Source organism: Azospirillum sp. TSO35-2, assembly GCF_003116095.1.
Lineage (GTDB): Bacteria > Pseudomonadota > Alphaproteobacteria > Azospirillales > Azospirillaceae > Azospirillum.
Window position 1 is genome coordinate 1,167,737 of record NZ_LGRA01000008.1, and the last position, 16,889, is coordinate 1,184,625.

A 16,889-nucleotide genomic window follows, 5' to 3' on the forward strand; every position below is an offset into this window, starting at 1 on the left:
CGGAATGGCGCAGATGAGGCCCGGTGACGTCTTTACATGTTTACAGATTTGTCGGCGACCATCCGCCGGAGAGCCAGGACGGCAGGGGCGAAGCGCGCACCGGCGGGACGGGATTCATGCAGGGCAGCAACGCGTCGTTCGCATCGTTTCCCGGTGGGCACCCGTCTACACTGGAGCAGACCGCACAGCCGAAGGGCACGCCGTTGAGCCAGGGCACCATCCACGACGGGATCTGGAACCGACCGATCACCGCCATCCTCGAAAGCCTGGGGTCGACCGCCGCCGGGCTGGGCCGCGCTGAGGTGGAGGCCCGCCAGCGGCGCTACGGCCTCAACCAGCCGCTGGCGCACCGGCGCCGGCCGTTGTGGCTGCAGTTCCTGGCCCGGTTCCTGAACCCGCTGGTGCTGATCCTGCTGTTCGCCAGCGGCCTGTCGGCGGCCACCGGCAACGTCACCAGCTTCGTCATCGTCATCGTGATGGTCGTGCTCAGCGTCACCCTGGACTTCGCCCAGGAGATGCGGGCCGAGAACGCCGTCGAGGCGTTGCGCCGCACCGTCGCCGTGCGCGTCCAGGTCCGCCGCGACGGCGTGGAGGTGTCGGAACCGGTCGACCAGCTGGTGCCGGGCGACGTGGTCCGCCTGGCCGCCGGCGACCTGGTGCCGGCCGACTGCCGCCTGCTCGAGGCGCGCAACCTGTTCGTCAACCAGGCCATGCTGACCGGCGAGCCCTACCCGACGGAAAAGCGCGTCGATCCGCCGGCCGTCCCGGCGCAAGACCCCGGCGAGGCGGTCGACACCGTCTTCATGGGCACCTCGGTGATCAGCGGCAGCGCCGTCGCCGTGGTTTGCCGGACCGGCGACGCCACCGCCTTCGGCCAGTTGAGCGGCAGCCTGCAGGCGACGCCGCCGCCCACCGCCTTCGAGCTGGGCATCCGCCAGTTCGGCTTCCTGATCCTGCGGCTGACCGTCTTCCTGGTGCTGTTCGTGCTGGCGGTGAACGTGCTGTTCCACCGGCCCTGGCTGGAATCGCTGATGTTCGCGCTGGCGCTGGCGGTCGGGCTGACGCCGGAACTGCTGCCGATGATCGTCACCGTCACGCTGGCGCGCGGGGCGACGCGGCTGGCGCAGCGCCGGGTCATCGTCAAGCGGCTGGCGGCGATGCACAACATCGGCGCGATGGACGTGCTGTGCACCGACAAGACCGGGACGCTGACCGAGGCGACCATCCGCATGGTCCGGCATCTGGATTTCCGCGGCGAGGAGAGCGAGCGCGTCTTCCGGCTGGCCTACCTGAACAGCCATTTCGAGAGCGGCATCAAAAGCCCGCTCGACGAGGCGATCATCGCCTTCCGCCGCCTGGACGTGACCGGCTGGCAGAAGATCGACGAGGTGCCGTTCGATTTCGAGCGGCGCCGCGTCTCCGTCCTCGTCACCGACGGTGCGGAGCGGCGGCTGGTGGTCAAGGGCGCGCCGGAGGACGTGCTGCGGCTGTCGACCCACTATGAGGCCGAGGGCGGCGTGGAACGGCCGCTCGATCCGGCGGCGCGGGCGGAGCTGGACGCCCTGTTCCAGAAGCTGGGGGAGGACGGCTTCCGGGTGCTGGCGATCGCGTCCAAGGCGATGGGGCCGGAGCACGTCTCCGCGGCGCTGGGGGATGAGAGCGAATTGGCCTTCGCCGGCTATGCCGTCTTCCTCGACCCGCCCAAGGCCAGCGCGCTGGCGGCGATCCACGCCCTGACCGGGGCCGGGGTGGCGGTGCGGATCCTGACCGGCGACAACGAGCGGGTGACCCGCCACGTCTGCGCCGAGCTTGGCCTGACCGTCACCGGCCTGATCACCGGCGATGACCTGCGGGCGATGAGCGAGGAGGCGCTGCGCGCCCGGCTGGCCAAGGTCAACGTGTTCTGCCGGGTGACGCCGCAGCAGAAGGAACGCGTGCTGATGGCCTACAAGCGGTCCGGCCGGGTGGTCGGCTTCCTCGGCGACGGGATCAACGACGCCTCGGCCATCCACGCCGCCGACGTCGGCATCTCGGTGGACAGCGCGGCCGACGTCGCCAAGGAGGCGGCGGGCCTCATCCTGCTCGACCACGACCTGTCGGTGGTGCACGACGCGGTGATGGAGGGGCGCCGCACGGTGCAGAACGTCACCAAATACATCCTGATGGGCAGCAGTTCGAACTTCGGCAACATGTTCAGCATGGCGGGGGCGTCGCTGTTCCTGCCCTTCCTGCCGATGCTGCCGACCCAGGTGCTGCTCAACAACCTGCTGTACGACATGTCGGAGGCCGGGGTTCCGCTGGACAACGTGGAGGCGGAGGCGCTGGCCAAGCCGGTGCGCTGGGATCTGCGGCTGATCCAGCGCTTCATGCTGGTTCTGGGGCCGGTCAGCTCGCTGTTCGACTTCCTGACCTTCTACGCCCTGCTCCACCTGTTCGACGCCGACGAGGCGCTGTTCCAGACCGGATGGTTCGTCGAGAGCCTGGCCACCCAGGTGCTGGTCATCTTCGTGATCCGCACCCGCCGCAGCCCGTGGCTCAGCCGCCCCAACCCGGTCCTGGCCGGGCTGACGCTGGGGGCCGCCGCCACCGGCGCGCTGCTGCCGCTGACGCCGCTGGCGTCCTTCTTCGGCTTCGTCGCCCTGCCGGTGTCCTTCTATCTGGCCCTGGCCGCGGCCGTCGCCGCCTATCTGGTCCTGGTGGAGATCATCAAGCGGGTGTTCTTCCGCCACCTCGCCGTGCGACACGGCGTACGGGGGCAGGCCATGCGGGGCGCCCGGCGATCCTGATCGGACAGTCAAGAAGAGTTGCCCTTTTTTCAACCACATGCCAGCATTCTGACCGGCCGGACGACCGCGACCGCGCGGTGGGCGGCGGTCCCGGTCGCTGGCATTCTCGTTGCATTCGGATGTGCGCCACGCACAGCTCCATGGATCGGGGTGACATTCCCCAGTATTCATGAGTATTCATGATCTTGAGCATTCATGGTCCTGGCGGGCCAGCCGCCTTGCGGCCAACGACACTCGGTGACGAAGGGGAATGACGATGGGGGCTCGGGGGATGGAGGTTCAGGGGATGAAGGTTTGGGCAGCGACCCGCCGTGCGGTGCTGTGCGGCGGCGCCGCGGCCGCCATCGCGGCGGTGGCGGGCGGATCCGCGCCGGCGCTGGCGCAGGAAAAGCTGAAGGTCGCCGGCATCTACACCGTGCCGATCGAGCAGCAGTGGGTCAGCCGCATCCATGTCGCGCTGAAGGCCGCCGCCGACCGTGGCGAGATCGAGTATGTCTGGGCCGAGTCGGTCGCCAACACCGATTACGAGCGCGTGATGCGCCAGTACGCCGAGGGTGGCCAGCAGCTGGTCTTCGGCGAGGTCTTCGGGGTGGAACGCGCCGCCCGCACCGTCGCCAAGGACTACCCGAAGACCGCCTTCGTCATGGGCTCCAGCTTCAAGCCGCAGGAGCCGAACTTCTCGGTCTTCGACAACTACATCCAGGAGCCGGCCTACCTGACCGGCATGATAGCCGGCGGCATGACCAAGTCGAACGTGATCGGCATGGTCGGCGGCTACCCGATCCCCGAGGTGAACCGCCTGATGAACGCCTTCATGGAGGGCGCGAAGGAGGTCAACCCGCAGGTCAAGTTCTCGGTCAGCTTCATCGGCTCCTGGTTTGACCCGCCGAAGGCCAAGGAAGCCGCCTTCGCCATGATCGACCGCGGTGCCGACGTGATGTACGCCGAGCGCTTCGGCGTGTCCGACGCCGCCAAGGAGCGCAAGGTGCTGGCGATCGGCAACGTCATCGACACCCAGCCGCAGTACCCGGACACCGTCGTCGCCAGCGCGCTGTGGCACATGGAGCCGTCGGTGCAGCGCGCCATCGCCGCGGTGAAGGCCGGCGGCTACAAGGCCGAGGATTACGGCCCCTTCAGCATGATGGCGAACAAGGGCTCCAGCCTGGCGCCCCTGGGCAGCTTCGAGGCGAAGGTCCCCGACGCCGTCAAGGCCAAGGTGGCGGAGCGCGAGCAGCAGATCCGCGACGGCAAGTTCACCGTGAAGGTCAACGACGCCGAGCCGAAGTCGACGATGTGACGCCCGGCGCATCCCCGATGTCATCGCCCACGACAGGCGGGCCGGAGGTCGTCCTCCGGCTCGCCGGCATTTCCAAGCGGTTCGGCCCGCTGCTGGCCAACGACGCCATCTCGCTGACGCTGCGCGCCGGCGAGGTGCTGGCGTTGCTGGGCGAGAACGGCGCCGGCAAGACCACCTTGATGAACATCCTGTTCGGCCATTACGTCGCCGACGAGGGGACCATCGAGGCGTTCGGCCGGCCCCTGCCGCCGGGGTCGCCCCGCGCGGCGCTGGCGGCCGGCATCGGCATGGTCCACCAGCATTTCACCCTGGCGGACAACCTGTCGGTGCTGGACAACATCGCGGTGGGGACGGAGTCGCTGTGGCGCCTGCGTTCCGACCGCGGCGGCGCCCGCCGCCGGCTGCTCGACCTGTCCCAGCGCTTCGGGCTGGCGGTGCGGCCGGACGCGCTGGTCGGCGACCTGTCGGTCGGCGAGCGCCAGCGGGTGGAGATCCTGAAGGCGCTCTACCGCGACGCCCGCATCCTGATCCTGGACGAGCCGACCGCGGTGCTGACCCCGCAGGAATCGGCCGGCCTGTTCGACACGCTGCGCCGGCTGACCGCCGACGGGCTCGCCGTCGTCTTCATCAGCCACAAGATGAACGAGGTCTTCGCCGCCAGCGACACCGTCGCCGTCCTGCGCGCCGGAAGGCTGGTCGCCACCCACCCCACCGCCTCCACCGACCGGGCGAAGCTGGCCGAGCTGATGGTCGGCCGCAGCGTCAAGCCGCCCGCCCCCGCCCCGCTCAGCCCGGGCGAGCCGGTGCTGGAGCTGGCGGGCGTCACCGTCGCCTCGGGCCACGCCCGGCCGCTGCTGGACGCGGTCGACCTGACGGTGCGGCGCCATCAGGTGATCGGCGTCGCCGGGGTGTCCGGCAACGGCCAGTCCGCGCTGGCCGAGCTGGTCAGCGGCCTGATCCGTCCCGATGCCGGGCAGGTGTCGCTGAAGGGCAGCGTGGTGCACCACGCCGACCCGGCCGACATGGTCCGGCGCGGCGTCGCCCGCATCCCGGAGGACCGCCACAGCGCCGGGCTGGTCGGCGCCATGGCGGTGTGGGAGAACCTGATCGCCGAGCGCTACCGCGACCCCGCCTTCTCCCGCTTCGGCGTGCTGCGGCGCGACGCCGCGCGCGCCCATGCCCGCCGGGTGATCGAGGAGTTCGACGTCCGCTGCCCCGGTCCCGACGCCCGCACGCAACTGCTGTCGGGCGGCAACATGCAGAAGCTGATCCTGGGCCGCACCCTGGCCTATGGGCCGGACCTGATCCTGGCGAGCCAGCCGACGCGCGGGCTCGACATCGGCGCCGTGTCCTACGTCCACAGCCGGCTGCTCGACGCCCGCGCCGCCGGGGCCGGCGTGCTGCTGATCTCCGAGGATCTGGACGAGATCCTGGCGCTGGCCGACTGCGTCACCGTCGCCTATCACGGCCGGCTGACGCCGCTGCTGCCGCATGACCGCGTGTCGGTCAGCCAGCTCGGCCTGCTGATGGCCGGGCATTGGGACATCCTGCGCGACATCCTGCCGGAGACCCCAAGGGAGAATGGCAATGCGGCTTGAACCGCGCACCGACACCCCGCTTGCCCTGCGGCTGTTGGCGCCGATCGGCGCCGTCGTCGCGGCGCTGGCGCTGTGCGCCCTGCTGGTCGCCTGGACCGGCGCGCCGGTGCTGCGCGCCTATGGCCTGCTGTTCGAGGGCGCCGTCGGCTCCCGCTTCGCCCTGACGGAGACGCTGACCCGCGCCACCCCGCTGATCCTGACCGGCCTCGCCGCCGCCGTCGCCTTCCGCGCCAAGCTGTGGAACATCGGGGCGGAGGGGCAGCTCTACATGGGGGCGCTGGCCGCCGTGGTGGTCGGCGGCGGCATGCTCGACCTGCCGGGCTGGGCGCTGGTCCCGCTGGTGATGATCGCCGGCATGGCGGCGGGCGGCGTCACGCTGCTGGGGCCCGCCGTGCTGAAGGTCCGCTTCGGCGTCGACGAGGTGGTGACCACCCTGCTGCTGAACTTCGTCGTGCTGCTGCTGGTGTCGATGCTGCTGGAAGGGGCCCTGAAGGACCCGATGGGCATGGGCTGGCCGCAGTCCGCCCCGGTGGCCGAGGCGGCGGAGCTGCCCAAGCTGGTGGCGCGCACCCGCCTGCACGCCGGGCTGGCCATCGCGCTCGGCCTGTCGGTGCTGCTGTGGCTGGTCGACACCCGGACCATCTGGGGCTACGAGAACCGCGCGGTCGGCGCCAACCCGCGCGCTGCCGCCTTCGCCGGCATGCCGGTGAACCGGATCATGCTGCGCACCGCCCTGCTGTCGGGTGGCCTCGCCGGGCTGGCCGGGGCGGCCGAGATCTGCGGGCTGAAGGGCTACCTGACGCTCGACCTGTCGCCCGGCTTCGGCTACAGCGGCATCGTCGTCGCCATGCTGGCGCAACTGCACCCGATCGGCGTGGTCGGTGCGGCGCTGTTCATCGCCGGCATCTTCGTCGGCGCCGACGCGATGAGCCGGGCCATGCCGGTGCCCAACTACATCGCCGACGTCCTGGTCGCCACCAGCCTGCTGTGCATGCTGGTCGCCGGGCTGCTGGCGCGCTACCGGCTGCGGCGGGGGTAAGGGGTCATGGATTTCCTGTCGATCATCCTCGACATCCTGCTGTCGGCCGCCTTCTGGACCGCGGTGCTGCGCATCGCCACCCCCTATGTGCTGGGCACCCTGGGCGAGCTGGTGTGCGAGCGCGCCGGCGTGCTGAACCTCGGCATCGAGGGCATCATGACGCTGGGCGCCATGGCCGGCTGGATGGCGGTCTATCAAGGGGCCGACCTGTGGACCGGCGTGCTGGTCGCCGCCGCCTGCGGCGCGCTGCTCGGCCTGCTGCACGCGGCGCTGACCGTGCCGCTCGGCCTGTCGCAGCATGTGACCGGCATCGGCGTGACCCTGCTGGGGACAAGCCTGTCCTACTTCGTCTACCGCCTGGTCCTGCCGCAGGCCAGCACGCCGCCGACCATCGTGCCGTTCCAGCCGCTCGACCTGCCCGGCGCCTTCGCCCAGACGCCGCTGACCTATCTGGCGCTCGCCCTGGTCGGCGTCGTCGCCTATGCGCTGTACCGCACGCCGGTCGGGCTGGCGGTGCGGATGGTCGGCGAGCATCCGGCGGCGGCCGAGGCGCAGGGGCTGAACGTCACCGCCATCCGCATCGGCGCGGTGATGGCGGGCAGCGCGCTGATGGGGCTGGCCGGTGCCTTCCTGACCCTGTCGGCCTTCAACGCCTTTTTCTTCAACATGGTGAACGGGCGCGGCTGGATCTGCATCGCGCTGGTGGTCTTCGCCTCCTGGCGGCCGGGCAAGGCGCTGCTGGGCGCCCTGCTGTTCGCGCTGTTCGACGCGCTGCAACTGCGGCTGCAGCAGGCGAGCGGCGGCGTCCTGCCCTACCAGCTGTTCCTGATGATGCCCTATCTGCTGAGCATCCTGGCGCTGGTCCTGGTCGCCCGCCGGGCGTCCTACCCGCGCGCCCTGATGATCCCGTACCGCAAAGGAGAACGCTGATGTTCGACCTGATCCTGCGCCGCGCCACCCTGCCGGATGGCCGCAGCGGCATCGACATCGGCATCCGGGATGGCCGCATCGCCGCGGTCGAACCCGGTCTGGCGGGCGAGGCGGCGGCGGAGATCGACGCCACCGGCCGGCTGGTCACCCCGCCCTTCGTCGATTCCCATTTCCACATGGACAGCACGCTCAGCTACGGCCTGCCGCGCGTGAACCAGAGCGGCACGCTGCTGGAGGGCATCGCGCTGTGGGGCGAGCTGAAACCGCAGCTGGTGCAGGACGCCATCGTCGAGCGGGCGCTGGCCTATTGCGACTGGGCGGTCGGGCGCGGCCTGCTGGCGGTGCGCAGCCATGTCGACGTCTGCGACCCGCGCCTGCTGGCGGTCGAAGCCCTGCTGGACGTCAAGAAACGCGTCGCGCCCTATCTGGACCTGCAGCTGGTCGCCTTCCCGCAGGATGGCGTCCTGCGGTCGCCGGGCACCGAGGAGCTGCTGGTCCGGGCGCTGGACATGGGCGTCGACGTGGTCGGCGGCATCCCGCATTTCGAACGCACGATGGCCGACGGCGCCGCCTCGGTCCGCCTGCTCTGCGAGATCGCGGCGCAGCGCGGGCTGCTGGTCGACATGCACTGCGACGAGAGCGACGACCCGCTGTCGCGCCATGTCGAGACGCTGGCCTGTGAGACGCAACGTCTGGGGCTGCACGGCCGGGTGACCGGCTCGCACCTGACCTCGATGCATTCGATGGACAATTACTATGTCTCCAAGCTGATCCCGCTGATGGCGGAGGCGCAGCTGGGGGTGATCGCCAACCCGCTGATCAACATCGTCCTCCAGGGCCGCCACGACACCTACCCCAAGCGCCGCGGCATGACCCGCGTGCCGGAGCTGATGGCCGCCGGCCTGACCGTCGCCTTCGGCCACGACTGCGTCATGGATCCCTGGTATCCGCTGGGCTCCGGCGACATGCTGGAGGTGGCGCACATGGGCCTGCATGTCGGCCAGATGACCGGACAGGACGGCATCAAGGCCGCCTTCGACGCCGTCACGGTCAACCCGGCCCGCCTGCTGCACCTGGAGGGCTATGGGCTGGAGCCCGGCTGCAACGCCGATCTGGTGGTCCTGCAGGCCAGCGGTCCGGTGGAGGCGATCCGCACCCGCGCCGCCCGCCTGTTCGTCCTGCGCCGCGGCCGGATCGTCAGCCGCTGCGAACCGGTGCAGGCCAGGCTCGACCTGCCGGGCCGGCCGGCGACGGTCGATTTCCTGCTGAACCGCGGATAAGTCGGACGACGGGAAGCCCGGCGCGGTTCAGCCGGGCCCGGGGGTGGCGGCCACCTCGGCGCGCGTCGAGCAGCCGGGCGGCAGGACATCGCCGACGGCAAAGCCGCCGCCAGCGCCCACCACCCCGACACCGTCGACACCCTTGCGCAGGATGCGGGTCGGCGGATCGACCCGTATCTCGATCATCGCCTTGTCGCCCGGTGCGTCGCCCGCGGTGATCAGCCTCTCCGCTGTGCCGACCGGCACCACGCACAACACCGCCAGCGCCCCGTCCCAGAGCGAGCGCACCGCACGGTTGAGCCGGCGCGGCGGCGGATGGCCGCGATCGACGCGGGCGCCGGCGCGCAGGGCGGCGCTCATGATGCCGCCGGGCGGCTCCGGCCGCTGCGCCGCCATGGCATCGTGGCGGCCGGATGCGGTTCCGTGGGGCCTGCCCCACCGGGCGATCCGCCAATCTCCACCACGTCCGTGGACACTGCCGCCACCTGCAGGACAGGCGACGCTGAAGCGCCGCTCAAGTCCGGCGCCGTCACGCGAATCATGCGACCTATGGACGCATACTCCGGAATGCCGGCCGTTTTGAACGGTAACAAATGACTGATCGCTCTCGCGTAGAGGGTTTTAGCGCGACTGGATGCTAAAATAGGTTTGACCTGAAAGCATACACTTTCTACTTTTGCAACTGCCAAGCGGTATAGGTGCTGCAACTCTTATGCAGGTTCAGCGGTTCACGGACGGAGGCTCGTTATGAGGGCGTTTTGGGGTGCGGTGATCGGCGCGGCGTTGCTGATGGCATCGGCCGGCGTGCAGGCGCAGGAAAAGCTTCGGGTCGGCCACGTGCTGCCGAAGGGTTCGCAGTTCAGTGAAGCCGTTCGCGTGATGAACGAGGAACTGCAGCGCCGGACGAACAACAAGTATGTGCTTGAGGAGCATCCGGCCAGCGTGCTGGGGTCCGGCCCGGCCATGCTGGACGCCGTGAAGCTTGGCACCATCGACATGGTGCTGTCGTCGTCGGGCGGGGCGCTGGCGCAGTTCAATCCCAACATGGGCATCCTCGACCTGATGCTGCTGTTCCGGGACGAGGCGCACGCGGATCTGGTCCTGGACGGCCCCATCGGCGCGGCCCTCCTCGACTCCTTCAAGGACACCGGCACGGTTGCGCTGGGTTGGGCCGAGAACGGCTTCCGGCAGCTCACCAACTCGCTGCGGCCGATCAAGACTCCGGCCGACCTGAAGGGCATGAAGATGCGCATCGCGGAGAGCGAGCTGTACAAGCAGGCTTTCCTGACGCTGGGGGCGGAGCCCTTCACCATGCCGTTCGCGCAGCTGTATCCCGCCCTGAAGAGCGGTCAGGCGGAAGCGGAGGAGAACCCGGTCACCACCATCGTCGGCTCGAAGCTGTACGAGGTGCAGAGCCACATCACGATCAGCAAGCACACCTATTCGCCGGGCGTCTTCCTGATCAACAAGGAGTTCTTCGACGAGCTGTCGCCCGAGCTGAAGACCGCCTTCATCGAAGCGGCCCGCGCCGGCGGCAAGGCCTCGCGCGAGTACGTGCGCAGCCGCGACCGCGAGGGCATGAACACCCTCAAGACGACGCCGATCACCATCACCACGGACTTCGATCGCGCAGCGTTCGAGACGGCTCTTGAACCCTTCTACAAGGAAGCCGCCAAGAAGTTCACGATGGAGAAGATCCTGGCGATCAAGAACGCCAAGTAACCGGCACGCCTTGGTACCGATGGCGGGGAATTCGCCGGGGTCGGACATCTCACCCCTCTGCGCTTTTCCCGCCTCCCTGACGCGATCTCGCGCCCAACGTCCAACCGACGTTTTTCACAACGGGTGTCCGCATGTTTCGTTTGGCCTCGCACATGAAGATCTCGCAGAAAATCTACGCAGGTTTCATGGCCTCGATCGCCTTGATCGTATTTCTGGGCGTTCAGTTTGTGAACAACGTCGACACCATCCGCGGCGAACTTGAACGGGTCATGGCCGTCGGTCACAACGCCATGAGCACGGCTCGCCTCGTCGAGATAAGCGAGCATATGGACCGGGCGGTCCTGAACTACATCGCGTCCCAATCCGAGGCCGAGCTCTACAGCGCGCGCAAGGAAGTGGATGTGTTCGTGCGCGCCATCGGCGAAACCGATGCCCTGACGGAATCGACGGCGGACCGGGCCAGCATCAGCGCCCTGCAGAAGGCCGCGGCCAACTACCGCGCCGCTTTCGATGACACCGTCGGAGCGGTCACCCGCCGCCGCGAGGGCGTCGGCCAGTCCTTCCTGGTCGGCGCCCAGTTGAACACCACCGCCGTCGCCCTGGTGGAGGGCACGCAGAACAGCGGGGAAGCGCCGGCGCTTCAGGCCGCGCTGCGCCTGCAGCAGGCGCTTCAGGCCACCCGCATGGCGGCCGCCCGCTATTTCACCACCTTCGATCCCAACGACGCCGATTCCGCCAAGGGCGAGCTGGCGCGCCTGCGCGACACGATCCAGGAAGCCAAGACGATCATCACGAACAAGCGCCTGCTGCGCTTCCTCGGCTCCATGGAGCCGCAGCTCGTCACCTTCACCAAGGGGCTGGAGGACGCCGTCGGCGGCAGCCAGACGCTGATCGAATCGCAGGTCCGGATCCGCGACATCCTGGCCGAGCTGGAACGCATCGTCCGCAGCATCGTCACCGCCTTCTCGGACATGCAGGCGCAGACCCAGTCGCGCGCCGCCGAGGCCCTCGACGCCAGCTGGCGCCAGGCCGTCGTCACGCCCGTCATCGCGGTGCTCGCCGGCATCATCTTCGCGCTGCTGATCGCCCGATCGATCGTCCGTCCGGTCCGCAGCATGACGACGGCCATGAGCGTGCTGGCCAAAGGCGACACCTCGATCGACATCCCGGCCACCGGGAACCGGGACGAGGTCGGCGACATGGCCCGAGCGGTCCAGGTGTTCAAGGAAAACGCCATCCACATGGAGCGGATGCGCAACGCGCAGGAGGAGCAGCGGCAGCGCAACGAGACGGAAAAGCGCGAGACCATGAACAACCTGGCCGAGAATTTCGAAGGCACGGTCATGGACGTGGTTCAGCTCGTCATCCGCGAGGCCGAGGCGGTGGAGACCAACGCCCGCCTGTTCGCCGACGTCGCCGAACAGACGGTCGAACTGGCCACCCAGGGCGCCTCCGCCACCGAAGAGGCGAGCATCAACGTCAAGATGGTGTCGGAGGCGGTGGAGGAGCTGTCCCGTTCCGTTGCCGCCATCAGCAATCAGGCGTCCCAGTCCACCGAGATCGCCCGCGACGCGGTCAACGAGGCGCGCAAGACCAACGGGGTCGTCTCGGCACTGGCCGAAGCGGCCGGCCGCATCGGCGATGTGGTCCACATGATCGAGAACATCGCCAAACAGACCAACCTGCTGGCGCTGAACGCGACGATCGAGGCCGCCCGCGCCGGCGAGTTCGGCAAGGGCTTCGCCGTGGTCGCCAACGAGGTGAAGGCGCTGGCCAACCAGACCACCGTCGCGACCGGCGAGATCAGCGTGCAGATCGACGCCATCCAGTCGACCACCTTCAGCGCCGTGAACGCCATCAAGCGGATCGGCGAAACCATCGACCGCATGGACAGCATCGCCATGAGCATCTCGGGGGCGGTGCAGCAGCAATTCCAGGCGACGACGGAAATCAGCGAGAACCTGCGTCAGGCGGCGTTGGGCACCACGGAAGTCGCCAGCTCCATCACCCATGTGCTCCACAAGGCGACGGATGCCGGCAGCTCCGCCGAATCGCTCCTGGAAAGCTCGGGAACGCTGAGCCACCAGACGTCGCTGCTGAAGGACGAAGTGAACTCCTTCACCGACCGCATCCGGGCGTCCTGACGCCGGCGAATGGCCGGGGTGCTGCCGAAGGCACCCCGCAATTTCCGCCGACGCGATCACCCCGCCAGGACCATCCGTCAAAAACGTCGCGGCGCCGGAACGGGATTTGTCCAGTTCCGGCGCCGTCGGCGTTCTTCCGTGAAAAGCCTTACTGGGGCGGCTTGATCGACAGCGGCGCCCCGACTTCGCCGGCGTAGACGGCAAGCAGCCGGACCGGTTTCTTCCCCTCGTTGGCCCCGTGGTGGAATTCCGCCGTCTCCACGAAGGCGTCGCCCTCCTTGTACACATGGACGGCGCCCGACACGCCCCGGATGGTCAGCTCGCCCGCCAGCATGTAGGTGACCAGCGGGATGGGATGGTTGTGGACGCCGGTGTCCACGCCCGGCGGGATTTCGGTGATGCGCACCGTCACCTGCGGCGTTCCCGTCGGATAGACGATCGGGACCCCGTTGCTGTGGGTCGTCGACTGCAGCAGGATCCAGGACTGGGGCGTCGGCGGGGGCTTGACCGCTTCGGTCGTCTCGGCCAGAGCCGACGATCCCGCCAGCAGGCCGGCGGCGAGCAAAAGGCCGCAAGGACGCAGCCGGCGGCGCAGGTCGGCTGCGTCGACGCTCTGCCGGTGTTTCATGAAAGTGACCATGGCGCGCTTCTCTCATCCGTGGGAGGAGGGTTGGACAGGGCGCTTCCGGCTCTGGAACTCAGGCCGGGTCCGCAGCGGTGCGACTCCCCTCGCGCATCGCCAGGGACATGAGGGCGCCCAGTGAAAGGGCGGCAAGAACCAGGGCGACACATCCGGGCCACCCTGCGGTCTTCCACAGAAGTCCGGGCGCGATGGCGCCGAGGCTGCCACCGAGGTAGAAGCAGCAGACGTAAAGACCGGCGGCCGCGCCTTTGTTCGTCGTCGCCACCCGGCCCACATAGCCGAGCGCCAGCGACTGGCACAGGAACACGCCGCCGAGGAAGATGCCGGTTCCCACGGCCACGGCCGCGAGGTGGGGCAGCAAAAGGAGCAGTTGCCCGACCATGCAGACGCCGAAGGCCACGCGATAGGCGTTGCCCGTCCCCAGGGCGTGCAGCAGCCGACTGTTGACGAGTGGAGCGGTGGCGCTGAGCGGATAGACCAGGAAGACGAGGCCGATCCCCGCCGCCGTCAGTTCAAAGGGCGGGGCCGCCAGATGAAACCCGAGGTAGGACAGGCATCCGGTCATCGAGAACAGCACGGTGCCGCCGCACAGGCTCACAGCCCGGATCCGGCCATCACGGAGATGCTCCCGCATGCCCCGAAGGTTGGACAGGATCGACCCGGTCTGGCGCGCGGTGTCCGGTGTCAGCCACAGCGCGACGAAGACCGCGCACAGCGCGGAAACCACGGCCAGGGCCGCGAAGCCGCTCTGCCAGCCGGCGAGATCCGCGAGCAGGCCGGAGACGAACCGCCCGGCGAACCCGCCGATGGCCGATCCGGTCACGAACATGCCCGTGACCGACGCGCCGCGCGCGCCGTCCCAGCGGGTGCCGATGTAGGCCACCGCGCCGGTGAACAGCGCCGGCAGCACGATGCCCTGGGCGAAGCGGACGGCGAGCAACTCGTCGAGGGTGCCGCACAGCGTCAGCAGAAGCGTCAGCGGCACCAGGGTGGAGATGGCCGCCAGCATGGAGCGCTTGCGGCCGAAACGGTCGGTCAGCGGCCCGGCCAACGGCGCCGACAGGGCGACGGCGAGCGTCGTCGCGCCGATCACCGCCCCGGTCTCCGCCGGGCTGGCCGAGAAGCTGCTGGCCAGCTGCGGCAGGACCGATTGGGGCGCGTAGAGGGGCAGGAACGCCGCGAACCCGAGGAGAAAGATCGCCGCCCGCTCCCGCGGCAGGATCGGGAGAGGGGGTGACCGGGTGGAAGACGCGGGTTCGGCCCGGTGGTCCTCCTTCGCCGCGCGCGCTTTTTCGGGTTGATGACCGTCCATGGGATCCGTGTCGCGCGATCAGTCGTTGACGTTCGGGTCGAACTCGACGCTCGACTTGTCGGATTCGGTGATCTGCGGAACGCCGAAGGTGATGGTCATGCCCTCGGGCCCGCGCAGCCGGATGATGGCGTTGATGCCCTCGGCGGCACCCCAGAACAGCTTGTGCTGGCGCACGCTCTCCTTGCGATCGATGACCGCCTCGATCAGGCACGGACCGGTGGCCGCCATCGCCTCCTCCAGCGCGCCGTTGAAACCGGCAAGGTCGTCGGCCCGCCAGGTCCGCCAGCCGGCGGCCTGGGCCGCGAGGCCGATGTTCAGCGTCGGGGGGGCGATGAAGTCCATGACCTCCGGCGTCTTCGCCATCGGCAGATATTCGAAGATGGCGCCGCCGCCGTTGTTCAGGACGACCAGCACGATGTTCAGATCGCCGGCGAGCTGCAGGCTGCCGACGTCGTGCGAGAAGGCCATGTCGCCGATGACCGACAGGGTCTTCATCGGGCGCTGCGCCGCCGCGATGCCGACCAGCGTGCCGATGGAGCCGTCGATGCCGTTCACGCCGCGGTTGGCGAAGAGACGCAGCCGGGCGTCGGTCCGGCCGGAGAAGCTGTCGGCGTCGCGGACGGCCATGGAGTTGCCGCAGAAGAACACCGCCCCATCGGGCGTCGCCTGGACCATCCGCCGCAGGATTGGCGCTTCCCAGAACATCGTGTCGAAGGCGGTGCGCGACAGGCCGTCGATGTAGGTGTCGCAGGCGACGAAGGACTGCACCCAGGCCGCCGGGGCGGGACGGAGGGCGCCGGACGCGACCAGCGCCTTGCACAGGGCTTCGGGGCTGGCGCGCACGATCTCGGTCATGCGCAGGATCGGGTCTTGCCACTTGGTGGTCGGGTCGACGCCGATGTAGTCGGTGCAGTTGATGTTCTGGAGGTAGGTCAGCACCGGCTTGGAGATCGGCGGACCGCCGAAGTTCATCACCCATTCCGGCTTGTGGGTGTCGGTGAAGCGCGTCGCCCTCAGGAAGGAATCGGCGCGCGCGATCACCGGAACGTCGCTCGGGGCGCCGAAACGCAGGTTGCTGAAGGGGTCGGCGATGATCGGCGCGCCGAGCCGGCGCGACAGCTCGTAGATGGCGGTCGGGAAGCCCGGCTCGTCGATCCCGCCGGCGCCGCAGACGATCACGCCGGGGCGTCCGGCCAGACTCCCGGCAAGCCGGCGGGCGTGGGCCTCGTTGACCGTGAGGGTCGGGGTGGTGACCGCCGGCGGCGTGGGAACCGGGCGCTTCCTGCGGATCTGCGCGACCAGCGGGTCGCGGAACGCCTGGTTGACATGCACCGGGCCCGGGGTGGCGCCCGTGGCCTGCTCGTAGATGCGGGAGACGAGCGGCGAGAGCGAGTCGATGCTTGCGTCGGGAAGCTGGATGTTGTGGGACGCCCGCACATGCTGGCCAAAGGCGCGGATCTGGTCGATCGCCTGCGCGGAACTCCGGTCCTGGTTCTCGGGGGCACGATCCGCGGTGATGATGATCAGCGGGATCATCCCGTAGTTGGCTTCCATGACGCTGGGATAGAACTGTCCCACCGCCGACCCGGATGTGCAGACCAGGATGGTCGGCTTTTGCGTCACGTTCGACAGGCCGAGGGCGAAAAAGCCGGCCGACCGTTCATCGATGACGACCGATACCTTCAGCTTTGGGTTGGCGCGGCAGGCAAGCGCCAGCGGCGCCATCTGCGCGCCCGGACACATCACGGCGTGCGTGCAGCCAGCCTCCACCAGGGAATCGATCAGGAAGGCCGACCAGGTGAAGTTCAGCTCCGCGTCGCCGGACACAATCCCGCGGAAGGTTGTGTTGTCGACCTCCGCCGGCACCGGGGCTGTGGGCGGCGGCGCTGACACAACTCCCTGCGCGGCCTGCGCCGCATCATCACTGGTGGAGCGCCCAACCAATTCAACTGTATTGCTCACCTCAGCCCCCATTTTGAACACCATAGCATGACATTGAGGCCACGCAAGTTCAGAATAGGTTAGTTCAGCTCGCTTCCGCAACTTCAATGGGAATACTCGATCTTCCAACAATTTGGGATAATTGCACTCCAGGTTGTGGATGATGAGCCGTTTCCAATCGTCGCGGCATGGCGCGC

Annotated in this window: 12 protein-coding genes; 8 read left to right on the forward strand and 4 right to left on the reverse strand. The window is 68.9% G+C overall.

What is annotated here, in order from left to right:
• Positions 1-116: 116 nt before the first annotated feature.
• The 6 genes from mgtA to TSO352_RS06845 all read left to right on the forward strand — a co-directional run bounded on the left by mgtA (position 117) and on the right by TSO352_RS06845 (position 8,930).
• Positions 117-2,786 (forward strand): magnesium-translocating P-type ATPase, encoded by a 2,670-nt coding sequence (gene mgtA / locus TSO352_RS06820; RefSeq protein ID WP_247871937.1) that lies wholly within the window; start codon positions 117-119, stop codon positions 2,784-2,786.
• 286 nt (positions 2,787-3,072) lie between these two features.
• Entirely contained in the window at positions 3,073-4,083 is a 1,011-nt protein-coding gene (locus TSO352_RS06825) for a BMP family protein (protein ID WP_109106519.1), read from the forward strand.
• Positions 4,084-4,100: 17 nt separating this feature from the next.
• On the forward strand, positions 4,101-5,681 hold the full coding sequence (locus TSO352_RS06830; protein WP_109106520.1) for an ABC transporter ATP-binding protein: 1,581 nt from the start codon (positions 4,101-4,103) through the stop codon (positions 5,679-5,681).
• On the forward strand, positions 5,671-6,720 hold the full coding sequence (locus tag TSO352_RS06835) for an ABC transporter permease (RefSeq protein WP_109106521.1): 1,050 nt from the start codon (positions 5,671-5,673) through the stop codon (positions 6,718-6,720). The genes TSO352_RS06830 and TSO352_RS06835 overlap by 11 nt, the downstream gene beginning before the upstream one ends.
• Before the next feature lie 6 nt (positions 6,721-6,726).
• The gene (locus tag TSO352_RS06840; RefSeq protein WP_109106522.1) at positions 6,727-7,650 is read left to right on the forward strand and encodes an ABC transporter permease; all 924 of its coding nucleotides are present in this window, start codon (positions 6,727-6,729) and stop codon (positions 7,648-7,650) included.
• Positions 7,650-8,930 (forward strand): amidohydrolase family protein, encoded by a 1,281-nt coding sequence (locus tag TSO352_RS06845; protein WP_109106523.1) that lies wholly within the window; start codon positions 7,650-7,652, stop codon positions 8,928-8,930. Before TSO352_RS06840 ends, TSO352_RS06845 begins: the two co-directional genes overlap by 1 nt.
• Before the next feature lie 27 nt (positions 8,931-8,957).
• Here the strand turns inward: TSO352_RS06845 and TSO352_RS06850 are convergent, their stop codons facing one another.
• Positions 8,958-9,326 (reverse strand): hypothetical protein, encoded by a 369-nt coding sequence (locus TSO352_RS06850; protein WP_109106524.1) that lies wholly within the window; start codon positions 9,324-9,326, stop codon positions 8,958-8,960.
• Positions 9,327-9,677: 351 nt separating this feature from the next.
• Between TSO352_RS06850 and TSO352_RS06855 the strand changes: the two genes are divergently transcribed.
• Both TSO352_RS06855 and TSO352_RS06860 read left to right on the forward strand, forming a co-directional pair.
• Positions 9,678-10,652 carry a TRAP transporter substrate-binding protein gene (locus TSO352_RS06855; protein WP_109106525.1) on the forward strand — a complete coding sequence of 325 codons (975 nt, stop codon included), beginning with the start codon at positions 9,678-9,680 and terminating at the stop codon, positions 10,650-10,652.
• A gap of 290 nt (positions 10,653-10,942) precedes the next feature.
• Entirely contained in the window at positions 10,943-12,796 is a 1,854-nt protein-coding gene (locus TSO352_RS06860; RefSeq protein ID WP_247871938.1) for a HAMP domain-containing methyl-accepting chemotaxis protein, read from the forward strand.
• A 148-nt stretch (positions 12,797-12,944) separates the two neighbouring features.
• On the opposite strand, the gene TSO352_RS06865 is transcribed toward TSO352_RS06860, so the two are convergent.
• Genes TSO352_RS06865 through menD form a run of 3 tightly spaced genes read right to left on the reverse strand, consistent with a single transcriptional unit; the run spans position 12,945 to position 16,578 of the window.
• A complete protein-coding gene (locus tag TSO352_RS06865; protein WP_109106527.1) occupies positions 12,945-13,436 on the reverse strand; it encodes a cupin domain-containing protein in 492 nt (163 codons plus the stop codon).
• Positions 13,437-13,494: 58 nt separating this feature from the next.
• Complete coding sequence (locus tag TSO352_RS06870; protein ID WP_109106528.1) at positions 13,495-14,751, reverse strand: MFS transporter; 1,257 nt, start codon at positions 14,749-14,751, stop codon at positions 13,495-13,497.
• Positions 14,752-14,769: 18 nt separating this feature from the next.
• Positions 14,770-16,578 (reverse strand): 2-succinyl-5-enolpyruvyl-6-hydroxy-3-cyclohexene-1-carboxylic-acid synthase, encoded by a 1,809-nt coding sequence (gene menD / locus TSO352_RS06875; protein ID WP_247871939.1) that lies wholly within the window; start codon positions 16,576-16,578, stop codon positions 14,770-14,772.
• Positions 16,579-16,889 lie beyond the last annotated feature (311 nt).